Here is a 17,417-nt window from a genome sequence, read left to right on the forward strand (position 1 = left end):
GGGTGGGTGGATCCGCGGCGTCACTGCGCGACGCTGCGGAATCCGCGCAGGCGCAGGCTGTTGCCGACGACGAAGACGCTCGAGAACGCCATCGCCGCTCCTGCGAGCATCGGATTGAGCATGCCGAGGGCCGCGATCGGGATCGCCGCGACGTTGTAGGCGAACGCCCAGAACAGGTTCGTCTTGATGGTGCTGAGCGTCTTCCGCGACAACCGGATGGCATCCACGGCGCTGCGCAGATCTCCGCGGACCAGCGTGATGTCGGACGCCTCGATCGCGACATCGGTGCCCGTGCCCATCGCCAGGCCCAGGTCGGCCTGGGCGAGCGCCGGGGCGTCGTTGACGCCGTCGCCGACCATCGCGACCACCTTGCCCTCGTGCTGAAGCCGGGTGACCACGTCGACCTTGTCCTGCGGAAGCACCTCGGCGTACACGTGCTCGATCCCGACCTCGGCCGCGATACGGTGCGCGACCGCCTCGTTGTCGCCGGTCAGGAGCACCGGGGTGAGCCCGATCTCCTTGAGCTGAGCGATCGCGTCGGCGCTGGTCGGCTTCACCGTGTCAGCGACGACCAGAACGCCGCGGGCGGCGCCGTCCCATCCGATCGCGACCACGGTCTTGCCCTCCTCCTCGGCGCGTGCCTTGGCGGACGCCACCTCCCGGGAGAGGTGGAGCGACCAGTCGGCGAGCAGGGACTCCCGCCCGACGACGACGGACGTGCCCTCCACGATGCCCTGGACGCCCTTGCCCTCGATGTTGGCGAAGTCCTCGGGAACCGGGAGCGATCCGACCTCCTGGGTGGCCGCCTTGGCGATCGCCTGGGCGATCGGGTGCTCGGAGGCGTCCTCGAGGGCCCCGGCCAGACGCAGCAGCTGCGCCCGGTCCACGCCCGGCTCGGTCACCACGTCGACGAGCGTCATCTTGCCGGTGGTCACCGTGCCGGTCTTGTCGAGCACGACCGTGTCGACGCGGCGGGTGGACTCGAGGACCTCCGGCCCCTTGATCAGGATCCCCATCTGCGCGCCCCGGCCGGTCCCGACCAGCAGTGCGGTCGGCGTCGCCAGGCCCAGCGCGCACGGGCACGCGATGACGAGGACCGCGACGGCGGCCGTGAAGGCGGCGGCGACGGGGAACCCGGCGCCGAGCCAGGCGCCGAGGGCCACGAACGCGATGACGATCACGATGGGGACGAAGACGCCGGAGATCCGGTCGGCCAGGCGCTGGACCTCGGCCTTCCCCGTCTGGGCGTCCTCCACCAGCTTCGCCATCTGGGCGAGCTGGGTGTCCGCGCCGACGCGGGTGGCGCGGACCACGAGGCGTCCGCCCGCGTTCACCGTCGCCCCGGCGACCGTGTCGCCCTCGCCGACCTCGACCGGCACCGACTCGCCGGTCAGCATGGACGCGTCGACCGCAGACGTGCCGGAGACGACGACGCCGTCGGTCGCGATCTTCTCACCGGGGCGGACGACGAACTCGTCGCCCGCCTGCAGTTCCTCGATCGGGATGCGGACCTCGGCGCCGCCGCGGAGGACGGCCACCTCCTTCGCGCCGAGCTCCAGCAGCGCGCGGAGGGCAGCGCCGGCCTGGCGCTTGGAGCGCTTCTCGAAGTAGCGCCCGGCCAGGATGAACATCGTCACCCCGGCGCCCACCTCCAGGTAGATGTTGGCCGCGCCGTCCGACGGCGCGATCGTGAGCTCGAACGGGTGGGTCATCCCCGGCGTGCCCGCGGTGCCGAAGAACAGCGCGTACAGCGACCAGAGCAGGGCGACGGAGGTGCCCATCGAGATGAGCGTGTCCATCGTCGCGGTGCCGTGACGCAGGTTCGTCCATGCGGCCCTGTGGAACGGCCACGCGGCCCAGACGATCACGGGCGCCGCGAGGGCGAGGGACGCCCACTGCCAGTACGTGAACTGCAGCGCCGGGATCATCGCCATCGCGATGACCGGCACGGTCAGCACGATGGACCCGATGAGCCGGTGCCGCAGCGCGGTGAGCTCGGGATCGGCGTCGTCCTCTCCGCCGTCCGCCGGGGCGGACGAGCCGGAGGCCTTCGGCGCGGGAAGCGCCGCGGTGTATCCGGTCTTCTCCACCTCGGCGATCAGCAGGGCGGGGTCGTATCCGTCGGGGACGGTCACCTTCGCCTTCTCCGTGGCGTAGTTCACGGCCGCGGTGACGCCGTCGAGCTTGTTGAGCTTGCGCTCGATGCGATTCGCGCAGGAGGCGCAGGTCATCCCGCCGATCGTGAGTTCGATGCCGGATCCGCCCGCGGGGGGCGCTGATGTGCTCATCCTCTTCCTTCTCCGTTCTCCGTGGCCGACCAGGGGTCAGTGGCCCTCGGACGGCGAATCGTCGTGTTCTGCCGAGTCGGCGTCCGCGTGCGGGGCATCGAGGACGAACTCGGCGGTGCGGACCTGTCCGTCGATCTGGAAATCGAGGTACAGCAGGTAGCGGCCCGCAGTGGGCGCCGTGGCGGCGAAGCGGATCTCGGGCCCGCCGCTCTGCCCGGCGTCGGGCTCCTGGCCCTCCGGGTGCACGTGCAGGAAGGCGAGGTCGCCCTCCCGCAGCGCGACCAGGTGGCCGAAGGCGCCGAGGTACGGTTCGAGCGTCGTCACCGGCTCCCCGTCGCGGGTGATCTCGATCGAGAGATCGCCCGGCGTTCCCGCGGTCAGCTCCCCGGTCAGGGTCGCGGTGTACCCGTCGACCTCGTCCGTCCGCTGTGGAGACGTCTCGACGGGGACGACGTCGCCGCCGACGGTGACGGTGCGCGACAGGGTCACCGGGTCCTCCGCGTCCGCGGGGGTGAAGTCGGCGTACACGCGGTAGGCGCCCGCCTGCTCCCAGGCCCACGGCAGGGACCAGGTCCCGGTGTCGTCGAGCGCGGGGTGGACGTGGCGGAAGCCCTGGCCATCCGTGCGCACGACCATCAGGTGCAGATCCTTGTCGTGCTCCGTCGTGTAGTCGGTCACCGGCTGTCCGTCCGGGTCGAGGACACGGAAGCTCAGGACGCCGTCCTCGCCGGGCGCGGCGGGAGCCTCGATCGGGGAGAGCAGCAGCCCGCCCTGCTCCGCGGACAGACCGCCGGGCAGGTGCCCGGCGGTCGCGTCGCCCTCGCCGTGTGCGGCGTCGGACGCCGTGCCGTGGGCGTCGGAGGCGCCCTTCTCCCAGGCGGCGACGGCGGAGTCCGGCACGACGACGCCGGCGAGCCCGAAGGCTGCACCGAACGCCGCCGCCACTCCTGCGCCGTAGAGCGCCAGTCGTGCTCCGGCCCTCATGACGAGCGCACCGCCGAGTAGCCGGCGTCCGCGACGGCGGCGAGGATCTGTGCGTCGTCGATCTCCTCCGTGGAGGTGACCACGAGGCGGCCCGTCTGCGCGCTGACCTGGATGTCCTCGACACCGGCGATCTCGCCGACCTCTTCACGGATCGACAGCTCGCAGTGGCCGCAGGTCATGCCGGTCACCTGGTACTCGGTCGACGTCATCGGAATCTCCTTCTGCCGGTACCCCGTGCGGGTACGTTCCTCGCTGACAACACTATACCCGGGAGGGGTATTCCGGAGAATCCCGGTGCGCGTGCGGTCAGGCCCGGCGGGACTCTCGCCGGGCAGCGGCCACCGCGTCCGACGGAATCACCAGTGTCGGCCGTGTCGCATGGTGCAGGACGTTGGTCGAGGTGCTTCCGAGGAGGGTGGCCGTGACGCCGCGCAGGCCCCGGGAGCCGAGCACGATGAGGGTCGCGTCGTGCTCCTCGGCGGCGTCGATGATGGCCTCGGAGGCCGTCGAGAGGGAGGAGGCCACCATCGGGGTCGCGTCCAGGCCCCGATCGCGTGCGCGCCGCGCTCCTTCGGCCGCGACCTGCTCCGAGGAGTCGAGGGCGGCGGCGTCGAGCCCCTTCAGCTCCTCGATCAGGGGATGGCCCTGCAGGTGGGCGGCGAAGGCCTCCACGGGCTGGCGGGCGTAGAAGACGATCGCCTCCGAGCCGGGGAAGAGGTCGGCGGCGGCGTCGATCGCGCTCTGCGCGTTGGGGGAGCCGTCGAAGGCGATCAGCAGCTTCTGGGTGGACATGGGGTTCTCCTTCGGTCGAATGGCCGGTCGCTCGCGCGTCCGAATACCCCAGGGGGGTATAGAACCGAGGATACCCCGCAGGGGGACGTCGGCGCGCCTATCCGGCGTGCACCGCCTCCGCGGCGGCGAGGACGTCCCGCACGAGGTCGTCACTCTCCTCGATGCCGGCGGCCAGCCGGACCAGGCCGAGGGGCACGCCGGAGGCGGCGATCTGCGCGTCGTCGATCATGCCGCGCCACATGGAGGCGGGGTGGACGGCGAGGGACTCGGTGCCGCCGAGGCTCGCCGCGCGCCGGAAGTACCGCAGCCGGGACAGGAACGCGTCCGCCGGGGCGTAGCCGCCCGCGAACTCGACGCCGAGCACCCCGCCGAATCCGGACATCTGCGCGGAGGCGAGGGCGTGCTGCGGGTGCGTCGCCACCCCCGGGTAGTGGACCCGGGAGACGGCAGGGTGACCATGCAGCGCTTCGGCGAGGGCGAGGCCGTTCGCGTTGTGCCGCGGCATCCGCAGGGGCAGTGTGCGCATGCCGCGCAGCAGCAGCCAGGCGTCGAACGGGCCCAGCGTCGCCCCGGTCAGGACGCCGACGTCCCAGATCCGGTCCAGGATCTCCGCGCGCCCGGCGAGGACCCCGGCGGACACGTCCGAATGCCCGCCGAGGTACTTCGTGGCGCTGTGCCACACGACGTCCGCGCCGTGTTCGGTCGGGCGCTGGTTGACGGGAGTGGCGAAGGTGTTGTCCGCGAGGACGAGCGCGCCGTGCGCGTGCGCGATGTCGGAGACCGCGCGCAGGTCCGTGATCTGCAGCAGCGGGTTGCTCGGCGTCTCCACCAGGACCAGGCGGGTGCGCGGCGTCATCGCCCGGGCGAACGCCGCGGTGTCGGTCTGGTCCACCTGGCTGACCTCGACGCCGAAGCGGGGGAGGAGGTTCATCAGGACCGAGGCGGTGCCCCCGTAGGTCGAGCGCTGGCCGATGACGTGGTCGCCGGCCGAGACGAGGGCGAGCACCGCCGTCGTGAGAGCCGCCATCCCGGACGCCGTCACCATGGCGGCCTCGGTGCCCTCGAACTCGGCGACGACCGCGGCGACCTGCGCGTGGTTCGGGTTGCCGTACCGGGTGTAGAAGTCGTGTCCGCGCGGGGTCGTGGCCGCGGCCGCGAACTCCTCGGCGGAATCCGCCCAGAACGTCGCCGTCTGGTAGATCGGTCGTGCCACCGACGGTCCCGGTGCCAGCGGCTTGTCGGCGTGCACGGCGGCGGTGCTGGTGGTGCTCACGGTCGGCTCCCTCGGTTGGTCGGACGTTCCCTCAGGGTGAGGCAGAGGGTCACGCGGGGCCAAGCGGCGGACGGGAGAACGGCAGGACCATGCGTGCGGAGGGTCTCCGGCGACGGAGACGATGCTCGGCCGCGCAAGGATCCGCCCCGGGCGTCGATGCCGTGGCGGGATCAGGGGCGCGACGACAGCGTCTTCATCGTGACGTAGCTGTTGACCGCTCCCACGGCGGGCAGCGACGCCAGCCGCTGGGAGTGGAACCGCTCGTATGCGGCGAGGTCGGGAACCTCGATGTCGAGGAGATAGTCGTAGTTGCCGGTGACGTGGTGCGCATGGGCGATCTCGGGGAGGGCGGCGACGGCGGCCTCGAACGCGGCGACGTCGGCGCGGGCGTGGCGGGTGAGCCGGACGCCGGCGAAGACCCGGAGCGAGCGGCCGATCGCGGCCGGTTCGATGACGGCCCGGTACCCCTGGATCACGCCGGACTCCTCGAGGCGGCGCACGCGGCGCAGGCACGGCGACGGCGTCAGCCCGACCCGTGCGGCGAGCTCGGCGTTGCTGATACGGCCGTCCTCGGCGAGGACCGCGAGGATGCGGCGATCGAGCTCGTCCATAGCGCCATGATAGGAGCCGGGGGCGGGGGAGGGATCAGAGGACATCCGCGATCAGCAGCGCGACGCCCGCGCCGCCCAGGGCGAGTGCCGCCGCCGTGGCGAGCGCCATGGGCCAGGCGGAGTGGGTCAGCGTCCCGCCTCGCGACAACGCGGCGTTGGCCCGCCGGTACCCGACCGTCGCGGCGAAGTAGGCCGCCACCGCGAGCCCGGAGCCGGCGAGACCGATGAGGACCGCGACGAGTCCCAGCGCCTCCGCGGAGAACCGCATCGCCACGAGGCTCCCCACCGCGAAGGCCAGGCAGGTCCGTCGCCAGGCGAGCAGGGTCCGCTCGGGCTGGAGACCCGGGTCGTACAGGCCGGGAGCCGGCTCGGCGGTCACAGGAAGAGGCCGATGGCGATCAGCGCGACGGCGAGGATCACTCCGACCACGAGGATCGCCCCGATCGGCAGCCCCGGCAGCGGCGCGTTGCGGCGCATGGCCTTCTCGGTCGCCATCCACCCGAACCAGGCCTGCAGGGCTGCCAGAGTGCCGAGCACCAGGAAGACGGCCGCAGCCGCGATGCGCCATCCGGCCGCTTCCGGGAGGGAGAGGGCTTCGAGGGCGAACGCGGCGGCGTACATGGCGAGGGCCGTGCGCAGCCAGGCCAGGAACGTCCGTTCGTTGGCGAGGCTGAACCGCGGGTCCGGCTCCTCGCCGTCGCGGTAGACGCGGGAGGGGAAGCGTCGGGTCGTCATTCGGCGGCCTCCTCGGCACGCAGGGAGACGGTGCGGAACCCGGCGTTGCCCATGGAGGAGTCGGGCGTGTTCGACGACCGTGCCGAGTTGCGGTAGCGGTTGCAGTAGGAGATGTGGCAGAGGTAGCTGCCGCCGCGGAGCACGCGGGAGCCCGCCGTGAGCGGTCCGACGGGATCGACGGCGTCGCCGCGGCGGTAGGCTCGCGGATCGAACCCGTCGGCGCACCATTCCCAGACGTTGCCGACGGTCTGCCACAGGCCGTATCCGTTCGGGGCGAACGTCCGCACGGGCGCCGTGGTCAGGTAGCCGTCCTCGGCCGTGTTGATCCGCGGGAAGACGCCCTGCCAGATGTTCGCGCGCCATCCTCCCTCGTCGACCTCGTCGTCGCCCCAGGGGTACTTGGCGCCGTCGAGGCCGCCGCGCGAGGCGTACTCCCACTCGGCCTCGGTGGGCAGGCGGCGTCCGGCCCAGGCGCAGTATGCCTGGGCGTCGTTCCAGCTCACGTGGGTCACCGGGTGCTCCTCCATGCCCTCGATGTCCGAGAGCCGGCCGCCCGGGTGCGCCCAGTCCGCGCCCCGCACCCCCAGCCACCACGGCGTCCCGCCGGCCGGACCCATCACGTCCGACGGCTCGGCGGCGAGGGCGAGGTGGAACACAGCCGAGAACCCGAAGGTCTCGGCCTCGGTCCGGTAGCCGGTGTCCGCGACGAATCGCGCGAACGCCGCGTTGGTGACGCTCGTCTCATCGATGTCGAACCCGGTGACGGTGACGCGGTGCCGCGGGGTCTCGCCGTCGGCGGGGTTCTCGTCCCCGGACGAGTCTCCCATGGTGAACGACCCGGACGGGATCCGCGCCTGGGGGATCGTGTGACGTCCGGACGCCGGGGCGGGCGCCGGAGCGGCGGCGGTCGTGCTCAGGCTGAGGAACGAGGAGCGGCCGGGCGTCCCGCACCCGCACCCGCATCCCGGGTCGGCGGCGGCGTTCGGGGTACGGGTCATCCGCCCATCGTATCGGCGCCCGAGGGTCCGGTCGGGGGGAACGGCCGCGGTCACCGGACGCCGGCGGCGTCGGGCTCGGACGCGCGTCGGCGGCGCGCGGCGGCGACGCGCAGGCTGACGGCCGCGGCGGTCGCGGACAGCAGGCTGCCCGCCAGCACCGCCAGCTTGGCGGCATCGGCCGGGCCGGTCTCGTCGAACGAGAGACCGGCGATCAGCAGCGACACGGTGAACCCGATGCCGGTCAGCATCGCGACGGGGACGAGGTCGCGCAGGAGGATGCCGTCCGGGAGACGGAGCGGGGTCGTCCGGGTGACCAGTGCGGTCACGCCGAGAACGCCGAGCAGCTTGCCCGCGAACAGGCCCGCGACGATCGCGATCACGACCGGCTGCGCGACCACTGCGGCGATGCCCTCTCCGTCCACGACGGTGACGCCCGCCGAGAAGAACGCGAACAGGGGCAGTGCGACGCCGGCCGCCCACGGGCGCACGAGGCGCTCATACCGGTGCGTCCTCGTCTCGGTCTCGCCATGGCGCCGCCGCGCGGGGACGCTCAGCCCCAGCAGCACGCCGGCGATGGTCGCGTGCACGCCGGACTCGTGCATGAAGTACCACGACGCGCCCGCGACCGGGAGGAGCATCCACCACGAGGCTCGACGGCTGCGCGCGAGGAGGGCGAAGACGACGACGGCCACGAGCGAGAGCGCGAGCGCGACGAGGTCCACGGATCCGGTGTAGAACGCCGCGATGACGACGATGGCGAGGAGGTCGTCGACGACCGCGAGGGTGAGGAGGAAGACGCGGACCGCCCGGGGGAGGCCTCGGCCGAAGATCGCGAGCACGGCGAGGGCGAAGGCGATGTCCGTGGCGGTCGGGATCGCCCAGCCGGCGAGGGAGGCGGCATCGTCCGCCAGGAGGACCACGCCGACGAAGACCAGGGCCGGCAGGGCCATCCCGCCCACGGCCGCGAGGACGGGGACGGCCGCCTCGGCGGGCCGGCGGAGCGATCCCGCCACCAGTTCCTGCTTGAGCTCGACCCCGACGACGAAGAAGAACACGGCCAGCAGGCCGTCGGCGGCCCAGGCCGAAAGGGAGAGGTCGAGATGCAGCGCGCCGGGGCCGACGACGAACGACGACGCGGCGGCGTAGCTCTCGCGCCAGGGGGAGTTGGCCCAGACGAGCGCGACGGTCGCGGCGGCGACCAGGAGGGCTCCTCCGGTGGTCTCCTTGGTCAGGGCACGGGAAAGACGGGACAGGGGTGCGACGGGCATAGAGCGTCCTCGGTTCGGCGTCCGCCGACGGGTCCGCCGGCTCGAATCGTCGACCAGGCTTCCCGACACACCGCCTCCAGACTATCAGGGCCCTCGTGGTAGTGACAGTTACCCGCACAACGAGTACGATGGGAGGATGCCTCGCGCTCGGCTGTCGCCCACCGACCTCTCGGACGTGTCGCGTCGGTGCATCGCCGCTCTGGTCGACGGGGGCGGGGACACGACCACGACCGTCCTCGTGGCGGCGTCCGGTCTGTCCGAGCGCACCTTCTTCCGCTACTTCCCGAGTAAGGCGGACTGCATCCGCCCGGTCCTGGAAGCCGGCTACCGGCGATTCGTGGCCGAGGTCGTCGACCGGCTCGCGGCAGGTTCTGCGGGCACGCTCCTGGACCTCGCGCGTGACGCCTTCGTGGGCGCCTACCGCGCGGACGAGCTGCCCCGGGACGAGAGGTTCGTCCACCTGCTCGTGGAGATCCCGGCGTATCGCCGCGTCTGGCTCGAGATCAACGAGGACACGGCGCAGGCGCTGGCCGCCGCACTGGCGGAGCGGACCGGCGCAGGGCCGGACGAGATCGCCCTGCGGCTGACGGCCGACGAGATGACGCTGCTCGCGGTGTCGTCACTGCGCGTCATGGTCCGCTCCGGTCTGTCCGCTGCAGAGGCTGCGGATCTCGTCGTCGCGGCGCGGCGGCACGACCCCCTCGACCGGTCGACGGCGGACGCCGTCTGAGAAGAGGCCGCTGCGGCGGCGGGAAAGGACACATCATGGATCTGAACGGCAAGGTGGTGCTCGTCACGGGCGGGGCGAGCGGACTCGGGGAGGCGTTCTGCCGGGGCATCGTCGCGGCCGGGGGAAGCGTCGTCATCGGGGACATCGCCGAGGAAGGCGGCCAGGAGGTCGCGAGCCACCTGGGGGAGCGGGCGCACTTCGTCCGTCTCGACGTCACCTCCCCGGAGAGCTGGGAGAGCGCGATCGCCGCGACCGAGGAGCGGTTCGGCCGCCTCGACGGCTTGGTGAACAATGCGGGCGTCAGCGCGTCGGGAACGCCGGTCGCCGACGAGCCGCTGGAGACCTTCCAGCGCATCATCCAGATCAACCTCGTCGCGGTGCACATGGGCATCCATTTCGCAGTGCCCGCCCTGCGACGTGCCGGCGGTGGATCGATCGTGAACATCTCCTCCGCGGCCGGGCTGTTCGGGCTGGCCCTGACGAGTGGATACGGCGCGGCGAAGTGGGGCGTACGCGGTCTCACGAAGGTCGCCGCCGTCGAGCTCGGGCGCGAGCGGATCCGCGTCAATTCGATCCACCCCGGGATGATCCTCACCCCGATGACGGCGTCCATCGGGCTCACCGCCGACGAGGGGGCCTTCCCGAACAACCCGTACCGGCGGGTGGGACGACCGGAGGAGCTCGTCGGCACGGCCGTGCTGCTGCTGTCGGACGCCTCGTCGTACACGACCGGTGCCGAGATCGCCGTCGACGGCGGCTGGACGGCGGGGCCTACGATCGAGTATGTGACGGGCCAGTAGGCCCGGGATCCCCACCCCGAGGAGAGGACCACCCGTGACGACTCCGATCCCGCGCCGGCGACGCTGGACCGCCGCCGTGGCCGTCGTGGCCGCTCTGACTCTGGGCGGCTGCGCCGCCGCTCCCTCGGCGGGCGGCCAGGGGCCGGAGTCCGGGGCCGCGCTGCTGGCCGATCACGGGCTGGCGGGCCTCGACGCCGTGGGAGTGGTCGACGCGCTCGACGCGTTGCCCGTGGCCGAACGCTCGACGGAGCTGATGGCATCGGTCCGGCCCGACGCGGTCCTGCTCAGCGACGCCCGGGGGCGGGAGACCCGTCTGGAGATGCCCGGGGATCAGGTGTACCTCTCCGTGGCGCCGTATCGTTCCCGCACGCACGAGTGCTTCTTCCACAGCCTGACGACGTGCCTGGGCGAGCTCGGCGTCACGGAGGTGCACGTGACCGTGACGAGCGTCGACGGCGCCGTCCTGATCGACGAGACGCGACGGACGTTCGACAACGGCTTCGTCGGCCTGTGGGTCCCGCGCGGGGTCGAGGGCACGCTGTCCGTCTCGGCGGACGGACGGACCGGGACGGTGCCGTTCTCGACCCTGTCCGATGAGGACCCGACCTGCATCACGACCCTGCAACTCGCCTGACTCGGCGGGATCCCCGCCCGCACGCGGAACGGAACGACGATGATGACGGCCCCGCCTCCTGCGCCCTCCCCGCTCCGCGCGAGCCGGCTGGAGCCCGCGCGTCCGCGCCCGCAGCTCGTGCGCTCGTCCTTCCTGGAACTCGGCGGCACGTGGGGGTTCGCGTACGACGACGCCGACGAGGGCGTCGCGCGGTCGTGGTTCGACGGTCGTGAGCTCGGCGGCGCCATCACCGTGCCCTTCCCGCCGGAGTCCCCGGCTTCGGGCATCGGGGACACCGGCTTCCACCCGGTCGTCTGGTACCGCAGGGAGATCGCCGCGACCGAGATCACCGCGGCCGGCCACCGCCGGGGGAACCGGCTGCTCCTCCACTTCGGAGCGGTGGACCACACGGCGGAGGTCTGGCTGGACGGGCGACGCGTCGGCGGGCACCGGGGAGGGCACACGCCGTTCACGGTGGACCTCACGGACGCGTGGGAAGACCTTGTCGGCCGCCCCGTCGTCCTCGTCGTCCGTGCCGAGGACGATCCACGGGACCTGTCTCAGCCGCGCGGCAAACAGGACTGGGAACGGGAGCCCCACGAGATCTGGTACCACCGCAGCACGGGGATCTGGCAGCCCGTGTGGATCGAGTCCGTGCCGCCCCAGCACGCGACGGGTCTCCGTTGGCGCACTGACCGGGCCCGGGGGACGGTCACGGCCGAGGTCGCCCTCGCGCAGCGGAGTCCCACGCGGGTGAGGGTCGAGATCACCGGCGACGATCAGCTCCTCGGGGCTGCGACGGCGGAGGCGGACGCGTCGGCGGTCGCCGTGACCGTTCCGCTCGCCCGCCTTCGGGACGGCCCCGCCTCCGAGGACCTGCTCTGGCGCCCCGGGGCGCCGACGCTGCTCGATGCGCGCGTGCGCGTCGAGACCGGGCAGCAGGAACCCGACGAGGTGGCGAGCTACCTCGGGCTGCGCTCCGTGGCCTGCGCGGACGGGGCGTTCCTCGTCAACGAACGCCCCGTGGTGCTGCGATCCGTGCTGAGCCAGGGGTACTGGCCCGCGTCGCACCTCGCGGCGCCGGATCCGGACGCGCTGCGCCGGGAGGTCGAGCTGATCCTCGCGCTCGGGTTCACCGCGGTGCGCATGCATCAGAAGGTCGAGGACGAGCGCTTCCTCTATTGGGCGGACCGGTGCGGGCTGATGGTGTGGGCGGAGATGCCCGCCGCGTACCGGTTCGACGACGACGCGATGCGGGCGACGACCGCCGAGTGGACCGAGGCGGTGGTCCGCGACCGGAACCACCCGAGCGTGGTCACCTGGGTGCCGCTGAACGAGAGCTGGGGCGTGCCGGACATCGCGACCCGTCCGGAACAGCGGGCGTTCGCCGAGTCCCTGTACCTCCTGACGAAGGCACTGGACCCCACGAGGCCCGTGGTCTCCAACGACGGCTGGGAGCTCGCGGCGTCCGACATCTGGACCGTACACGACTACGAATCCGACGGCGAGGTCCTGCGCCGACGATACGACGTGGCCGCGGACGAGCTGCGATCGTTTCTCGACGGGATCGGCCCCGCAGGGCGGCGGCTGCGTCTGCCCGGCACATCCGATCACGCAGAGCCGGTGATGCTGACCGAGTTCGGCGGCGTGAAGTGGGACCCCGACGCCTCGGAGCCCGGGGCGTGGGGATACTCGGAGGCGGCGGACGAGGAGGACTTCGCCCGGCGGATCGAGGAGATCCTCTCTGCCGTCCGGGCGGCCACCCGCGGCGTCGACGGGCGCCGCGATGGACTCGCGGGGTGGTGCTGGACCCAGCTCGCCGATACCCGGCAGGAGCGCAACGGCCTGCTGACGGGCGACCGCCGGCCGAAGCTGCCCCTCCACCGCCTCCGCGGCATCATCGAGGGGCGCTCCGGCGGGCGATCACCCGCCGGGTCAGCCTTCGCGGATGGTCATCCGGCGGATCCGGTCCCCCTGGAGGTCGAACGTGAAGGCGGAGCGTCCGTTCGCGTAGGACGAGCTCCAGTCGCCGACGACCGTGACGCGCCCGTCCTCGGCTTCGACGGACTGGACGGCGAGGCGTCCCGCTGAGCCGAGGAACTCCTTGTCGCTCCAGGCCTTGATCTGCGCGCGACCGGTGAACACGCGTCCCCAATCGTCGACGGAGCCGTCGTCGGTGAACGCGCCGAGGAACGCGTCCTCGTCCTGGCTGTGCACGGCCTCGAAGAACGAGGACACGGGTTCGGGAAGGGTGGGGGTGGTCATGTCGATCTTTTCCTTTCGTTCTCAGCGGGTGGTGTAGCCGCCGTTGGCGAAGATGGTCTGTCCGGTGATCCACCAGCCGTCGGTGGCGAGGAACCGGACGATCGGGGCGATGTCCTCGATCTTGGTCAGGTCGCCGCCCATGGCCTGCGACTTGTGGAACGCGACGCGCTCCGGGGTCTCCTGGCCGTAGAAGAACGGGGTGTCCATCGGGCCCGGGGCGATCGCGGTGACGGAGATGCCGCGAGGGGCGAACTCCTTCGCCGCGGCGCGGGTGAAGTGCTCGACCGGGGACTTCCCGCCGGCATAGGTGGAGTAGCCGTCGGTGAACGCGGCGAGAAGCGACGTGACGATCGTGATGATCTTCCCTCCGTCCGCGAGGTTCTTCCCCGCTTCCTGCAGGAAGAAGTATGCCGCCTTCGCGTTGATGTCGAACATCGAGTCGTACTCGTCCTCGGTGGTCTCGACGATGGGCTTGCGCAGGACCTTGCCGACGGTGTTCACCGCCACGTCGATGGTCCCGAGGGCGGCCGCCGCGTCGGCGAACAGGCGAGTCACGTTCGCGGGGACGGTGAGGTCGCCCTGCAGGATGACGCCCTTGCGACCGGCGGCCTCGACGGCCGCGAGGGTCTGCTCGGCGTCGGCCCGGGTGCTCTCGGAGTTGTAGTGGATCGCGACATCGGCGCCGGCGTCGGCGGCCTGCCGGGCGATCAGCCCGCCCAGGTTCTTCGCGCCGCCCGCGATGAGCACGTTCTTCCCGGAGAGGGTGTGGTCGGCCATGGATGCCTCCTATAGCAATGGAATGGATTCGTGTAGTAACGCTACACGAGGTAATGTAGCAGCATGACAGCGTCGAGTGGAAGCGATACACGAGAGCGCCTCATCCGGGCCGCCGCGGATCTCATCGCGGCCGCTCCCGGCGAGGATTTCTCGCTGCGTGCGGTCTGCGACGCGGTGGGCGTCAAGATGCCGACGCTGTATCACTTCTTCGGCTCGAAGCAGGGGCTGATCGACGCCGTCGTGGAGCGCGGCTTCGATCTGTACCTCGGCGAGAAGTCCGCGATGGAGACGACGGGCGACCCGATCCAGGACATCCGTGCGGGGTGGGATGCGCACGTCGCCTTCGGTCTCGCCCATCCCGGCTTCTACACGCTCATGTACGGAAAGGTGCGCCCGGGGCATTCGCCGGCGCCGCAGGCCAGGGCGAGCGAGATCCTCCGAGGGCTCACCGGGCGCGCCGCGGCGCAGGGACGGCTCGTGACCACGCCGGAGCGGGCGGCCGCCCACGTGCTCGTGGCGAACATCGGCGTGACCCTCCGCCAGATCGTGCTGGCTGAGCCCGATCCGGACCTGTCCGCAGAGGTGCGCGAGGGCGTCCTCGCGGCGATCACCGGGACGGCCTCCGGGCGCGACGACGCCCTCGCGGCGGCGATCGAGATCGCCGCCGCGAGTCCCGGTGTCCTCGGCGCTGCGGAGACGGCGCTGCTCATCGAGTGGCTGCGCCGCTTGGGGGCCGCGGAGGGCTAAGGCGTCAGGCGGTGCAGGTCCCGCGGGTACAGGGTGACCTCGCGGACGTTGGCGGCTCCGATCACGCGTGCGACCCAGCGTTCGAGCCCGATCGCGAACCCGCCGTGGGGCGGCATCCCGTGCGCGAAGGCCGAGAGATACTCGGCGTGGTCCTCGGGACGTTCGCCCTTGGCACGAAGGGCGCTGACGCAGTCGTCGTACCGGTGCCGGCGCTGCCCGCCCGTCACGAGCTCGATGCCTCGGAAGAGCAGGTCGAAGCTGTTGCTCCAGCGCGGGTCGTCCGGCTGGGGATGGGTGTAGAAGGGCCGTTTCGCCATCGGATAGCCCTCGACCCCGAGGAAGTCGCTGCCGTGCTCCGAGCGGGCCCAGGCGCCGAGCGCGCGTTCGTGCTCGGGCGCGAGGTCGGGCTCGTCGGCCGGCGCGCCGACGAGCCGGAGCGCGTCCCGGAAGTGGATTGTCGGGATCTCGTCCGGGACGACGGGCAGGTCGGGGGAGAGCACCGCCACCGCCTCGTCGGCGGACCGGCGGATCTCCGTGACCATCCCGTCGAGCACGTCGCGCAGGCAGCGCAGGACGTCGCGATGGTCGTCGATGAACCCGAGCTCCGCGTCGAGGGACCGGTACTCGGCGAGATGGCGGACCGTGTCGTGGGGCTCGGCGCGGAACACCGGGCCCACCTCGTACACCCGCTCGAACACGCCCACGAGCTGCTGCTTGAAGAACTGAGGACTCTGAGCCAGGAACGCCGGCCGGCCGAAGTAGTCCACGGGAAACACGTCCGCCCCCGACTCGGTGGCGGACCCGACGAGCTTCGGCGTGTGCACCTCTCGGAAGCCCTGTCGGTCGAGGGTGTCCCGGAAGCCCCGGAGACTGGCCGCGGCGATCTCCCAGGCGGCGCGGCGGCTCCGGTGCCTCAGCGAGACCGGGGCGTGGTCGAGGATCGCGGCGAGGCCCGCGCCGAGGGACGGGCGCCACAGCTCGAACGGGGGAGTGCGGGCCGGGTCCGCGAGCAGGTCGATGCGGGGCGCGGTCACCTCGACGCCGCCCGGGGCGTTCGGGTTCGTTGTCGCGACGCCGGTGACGCGGATCGGCGTCTCCTCCGGCGGGACGTCGGTGCGGCCCGCCTCGTCGGCGCGCAGGACCACCTGCGCCGTTCCCGAGCGGTCGCGAACGACCAGGAAGGTCACGGCGGACAGGACGCGGCGGCGATGGACGTGGCCCCGCAGGGTCACCGTCGTGCCGGGGGCGGCTTCGGGCAGGTGCGCGGCGAGGACACGGGGGACGGGTGGTATCGACATTCTTCCTCCAGATGCGGGAAGCCCTGGAGGTGCGGGCGGGGGCCAGATCGCGGTGCCACCACACCTTCGCCGGCGAGCGCCGGCCTCTCGTCGGTACGCCGGGACGCGCGGGGGACGGGTGCCGGGGGATCCGGCGCGAGGGTCGTCACTCCTCACGTCCGCCGCGGACCACGTTACCGCTCCGGGGCGGTGTGGCGCGCACGCGCAGTGGGCGGCGGCGTGAGGCGACGGCCGACAGGGCGCGAGTGCGGGTGCGGCGAGTGTCGGTGGGGCGTGCCAGACTGCGGCGATGAACGAGTCGACGACGACGCACGTCTGGGTGGTCCGATCCGAAGCGGGAGCGGACCGCGACCTCCGCATCCCCATGCGGCAGCAGCCGTGGTGGGACGACCATGCGGCCTTCATCAACGCGCTGGTGGACGAGGGCGATGTCCTCCTCGGCGGGGCGTTCCCCGACGAGGGCGGCGCCGTGCTCGTGATGCGCGCTCCCGACGAGGAGACGATCCGGCGACGTCTGGCGAACGACCCCTGGTACGTCCACCGGATCCTCCGCCTCGCCCAGGTCTCGCGCTGGGACGTCCTCATCGACGAGTGGCCGCGGAACTGAACGCCGTGTGCCGTCGGTACCCGGTGTCGGTGCCCGGGACTAGCCTCTTCGCATGACCTCGTTCGGCCGCATCGACACACCCGTGGGAGTCCTGGGCGTGCTGTCCGACGGGCGGGCCGTCACCGCGGTCGGATGGCGGACGACGGCGCCTCCCGAGGCCGACGCGCGGCCCGACGAGGTGCTCGAGGCGGCGCTGCGACAGCTCGACGAGTACTTCGCCGGCGCGCGCCGTGCGTTCGACGTGCCGATCGATCTGGGCGAGCGTTCGGAGGCGGTGCGGGCGGTCCTCACCACCCTGTTCACGACGGTGGGCTACGGCGAGTCGCTCACGTACGGCGAGCTCGCCGCCCGGAGCGGGACGGGCGTCCCCGCACGCGCGATCGGCGCCGTCATGGGGGCGAATCCGATCCCGATCATCGTGCCGTGCCACCGGGTGCTCGCCAGCGACGGGCTGGGCGGCTATTCCGGCGGAGAACACGGCAACGGCCTGGTGACCAAGCGCTGGCTGCTGGAGAAGGAGGGGGCGCTGCCCGCCGCCCTGTTCTGACCAGGTCGTCCTGGTCCCGCTTCCGACCGGCGCGCCCGACGGCGTTGCCCTCGCCATCCGTGCTGCCCACCGGGGGCCACTGGA

At 72.2% G+C, this 17,417-nt stretch carries 19 protein-coding genes and 1 pseudogene; 7 read left to right on the top strand and 13 right to left on the bottom strand.

The features are described from left to right. Positions 1-20: 20 nt before the first annotated feature. The 10 genes from K8F61_RS03175 to nhaA all read right to left on the bottom strand — a co-directional run bounded on the left by K8F61_RS03175 (position 21) and on the right by nhaA (position 8,949). Entirely contained in the window at positions 21-2,288 is a 2,268-nt protein-coding gene (locus tag K8F61_RS03175) for a heavy metal translocating P-type ATPase (RefSeq protein WP_231820655.1), read from the bottom strand. Between the two features lie 36 nt (positions 2,289-2,324). Continuing rightward, positions 2,325-3,272 (bottom strand): heavy-metal-associated domain-containing protein, encoded by a 948-nt coding sequence (locus tag K8F61_RS03180; RefSeq protein WP_231820656.1) that lies wholly within the window; start codon positions 3,270-3,272, stop codon positions 2,325-2,327. Further along, complete coding sequence (locus K8F61_RS03185; RefSeq protein WP_231820657.1) at positions 3,269-3,481, bottom strand: heavy-metal-associated domain-containing protein; 213 nt, start codon at positions 3,479-3,481, stop codon at positions 3,269-3,271. The genes K8F61_RS03180 and K8F61_RS03185 overlap by 4 nt, the downstream gene beginning before the upstream one ends. A 97-nt stretch (positions 3,482-3,578) precedes the next feature. Beyond that, entirely contained in the window at positions 3,579-4,064 is a 486-nt protein-coding gene (locus tag K8F61_RS03190) for a universal stress protein (protein WP_219086769.1), read from the bottom strand. Positions 4,065-4,161: 97 nt separating this feature from the next. Then, positions 4,162-5,337: a trans-sulfuration enzyme family protein gene (locus tag K8F61_RS03195; protein WP_231820658.1), complete on the bottom strand. Its 1,176-nt coding sequence runs from the start codon at positions 5,335-5,337 to the stop codon at positions 4,162-4,164. Between the two features lie 170 nt (positions 5,338-5,507). Then, complete coding sequence (locus K8F61_RS03200) at positions 5,508-5,948, bottom strand: Lrp/AsnC family transcriptional regulator (RefSeq protein WP_067242751.1); 441 nt, start codon at positions 5,946-5,948, stop codon at positions 5,508-5,510. 34 nt (positions 5,949-5,982) lie between these two features. Then, on the bottom strand, positions 5,983-6,327 hold the full coding sequence (locus K8F61_RS03205) for a DUF202 domain-containing protein (RefSeq protein WP_219086767.1): 345 nt from the start codon (positions 6,325-6,327) through the stop codon (positions 5,983-5,985). Then, positions 6,324-6,683, bottom strand: a complete 360-nt coding sequence (locus tag K8F61_RS03210; protein WP_067242749.1) for a YidH family protein — start codon at positions 6,681-6,683, stop codon at positions 6,324-6,326. The genes K8F61_RS03205 and K8F61_RS03210 overlap by 4 nt, the downstream gene beginning before the upstream one ends. After that, entirely contained in the window at positions 6,680-7,681 is a 1,002-nt protein-coding gene (locus tag K8F61_RS03215; protein ID WP_231820659.1) for a formylglycine-generating enzyme family protein, read from the bottom strand. Before K8F61_RS03215 ends, K8F61_RS03210 begins: the two co-directional genes overlap by 4 nt. 50 nt (positions 7,682-7,731) lie before the next feature. After that, positions 7,732-8,949: a Na+/H+ antiporter NhaA gene (gene nhaA / locus K8F61_RS03220; RefSeq protein WP_231820660.1), complete on the bottom strand. Its 1,218-nt coding sequence runs from the start codon at positions 8,947-8,949 to the stop codon at positions 7,732-7,734. Positions 8,950-9,085: 136 nt separating this feature from the next. Here nhaA and K8F61_RS03225 point away from each other — a divergent pair, with 136 nt between their 5' ends. The 4 genes from K8F61_RS03225 to K8F61_RS03240 are packed head-to-tail and all read left to right on the top strand — an operon-like array spanning position 9,086 to position 13,183. Beyond that, positions 9,086-9,679 carry a TetR/AcrR family transcriptional regulator gene (locus K8F61_RS03225; protein WP_231820661.1) on the top strand — a complete coding sequence of 198 codons (594 nt, stop codon included), beginning with the start codon at positions 9,086-9,088 and terminating at the stop codon, positions 9,677-9,679. Positions 9,680-9,714: 35 nt separating this feature from the next. Then, on the top strand, positions 9,715-10,479 hold the full coding sequence (locus K8F61_RS03230; RefSeq protein WP_231820662.1) for a glucose 1-dehydrogenase: 765 nt from the start codon (positions 9,715-9,717) through the stop codon (positions 10,477-10,479). A 34-nt stretch (positions 10,480-10,513) separates the two neighbouring features. Further along, the gene (locus tag K8F61_RS03235; protein WP_231820663.1) at positions 10,514-11,113 is read left to right on the top strand and encodes a CueP family metal-binding protein; all 600 of its coding nucleotides are present in this window, start codon (positions 10,514-10,516) and stop codon (positions 11,111-11,113) included. A 39-nt stretch (positions 11,114-11,152) separates the two neighbouring features. Next, positions 11,153-13,183, top strand: a complete 2,031-nt coding sequence (locus tag K8F61_RS03240) for a glycoside hydrolase family 2 protein (protein ID WP_336246444.1) — start codon at positions 11,153-11,155, stop codon at positions 13,181-13,183. Here the strand turns inward: K8F61_RS03240 and K8F61_RS03245 are convergent. Both K8F61_RS03245 and K8F61_RS03250 read right to left on the bottom strand, forming a co-directional pair. Continuing rightward, positions 13,109-13,357: pseudogene (locus tag K8F61_RS03245) on the bottom strand (nuclear transport factor 2 family protein); the annotation flags it as partial. The gene K8F61_RS03240 and the pseudogene K8F61_RS03245 sit on opposite strands and share 75 nt — an antisense overlap. Before the next feature lie 21 nt (positions 13,358-13,378). Then, complete coding sequence (locus K8F61_RS03250) at positions 13,379-14,134, bottom strand: SDR family oxidoreductase (RefSeq protein WP_231820664.1); 756 nt, start codon at positions 14,132-14,134, stop codon at positions 13,379-13,381. A 63-nt stretch (positions 14,135-14,197) separates the two neighbouring features. Here K8F61_RS03250 and K8F61_RS03255 point away from each other — a divergent pair, with 63 nt between their 5' ends. Further along, the gene (locus K8F61_RS03255) at positions 14,198-14,881 is read left to right on the top strand and encodes a TetR/AcrR family transcriptional regulator (protein ID WP_067242727.1); all 684 of its coding nucleotides are present in this window, start codon (positions 14,198-14,200) and stop codon (positions 14,879-14,881) included. Here the strand turns inward: K8F61_RS03255 and aspS are convergent. After that, positions 14,878-16,179, bottom strand: coding sequence for an aspartate--tRNA(Asn) ligase (gene aspS, locus K8F61_RS03260; RefSeq protein WP_231820665.1), 1,302 nt, complete (start codon positions 16,177-16,179; stop codon positions 14,878-14,880). The two genes, K8F61_RS03255 and aspS, sit on opposite strands and share 4 nt — an antisense overlap. Positions 16,180-16,468: 289 nt before the next feature. Here aspS and K8F61_RS03265 point away from each other — a divergent pair, with 289 nt between their 5' ends. Continuing rightward, a complete protein-coding gene (locus K8F61_RS03265; protein WP_067242723.1) occupies positions 16,469-16,786 on the top strand; it encodes a YciI family protein in 318 nt (105 codons plus the stop codon). 52 nt (positions 16,787-16,838) lie between these two features. Next, on the top strand, positions 16,839-17,333 hold the full coding sequence (locus K8F61_RS03270) for a methylated-DNA--[protein]-cysteine S-methyltransferase (protein ID WP_219086752.1): 495 nt from the start codon (positions 16,839-16,841) through the stop codon (positions 17,331-17,333). The last annotated feature ends 84 nt before the right edge of the window (positions 17,334-17,417 follow it).

Source organism: Microbacterium resistens (assembly GCF_021172025.1).
Lineage (GTDB): Bacteria > Actinomycetota > Actinomycetes > Actinomycetales > Microbacteriaceae > Microbacterium > Microbacterium resistens.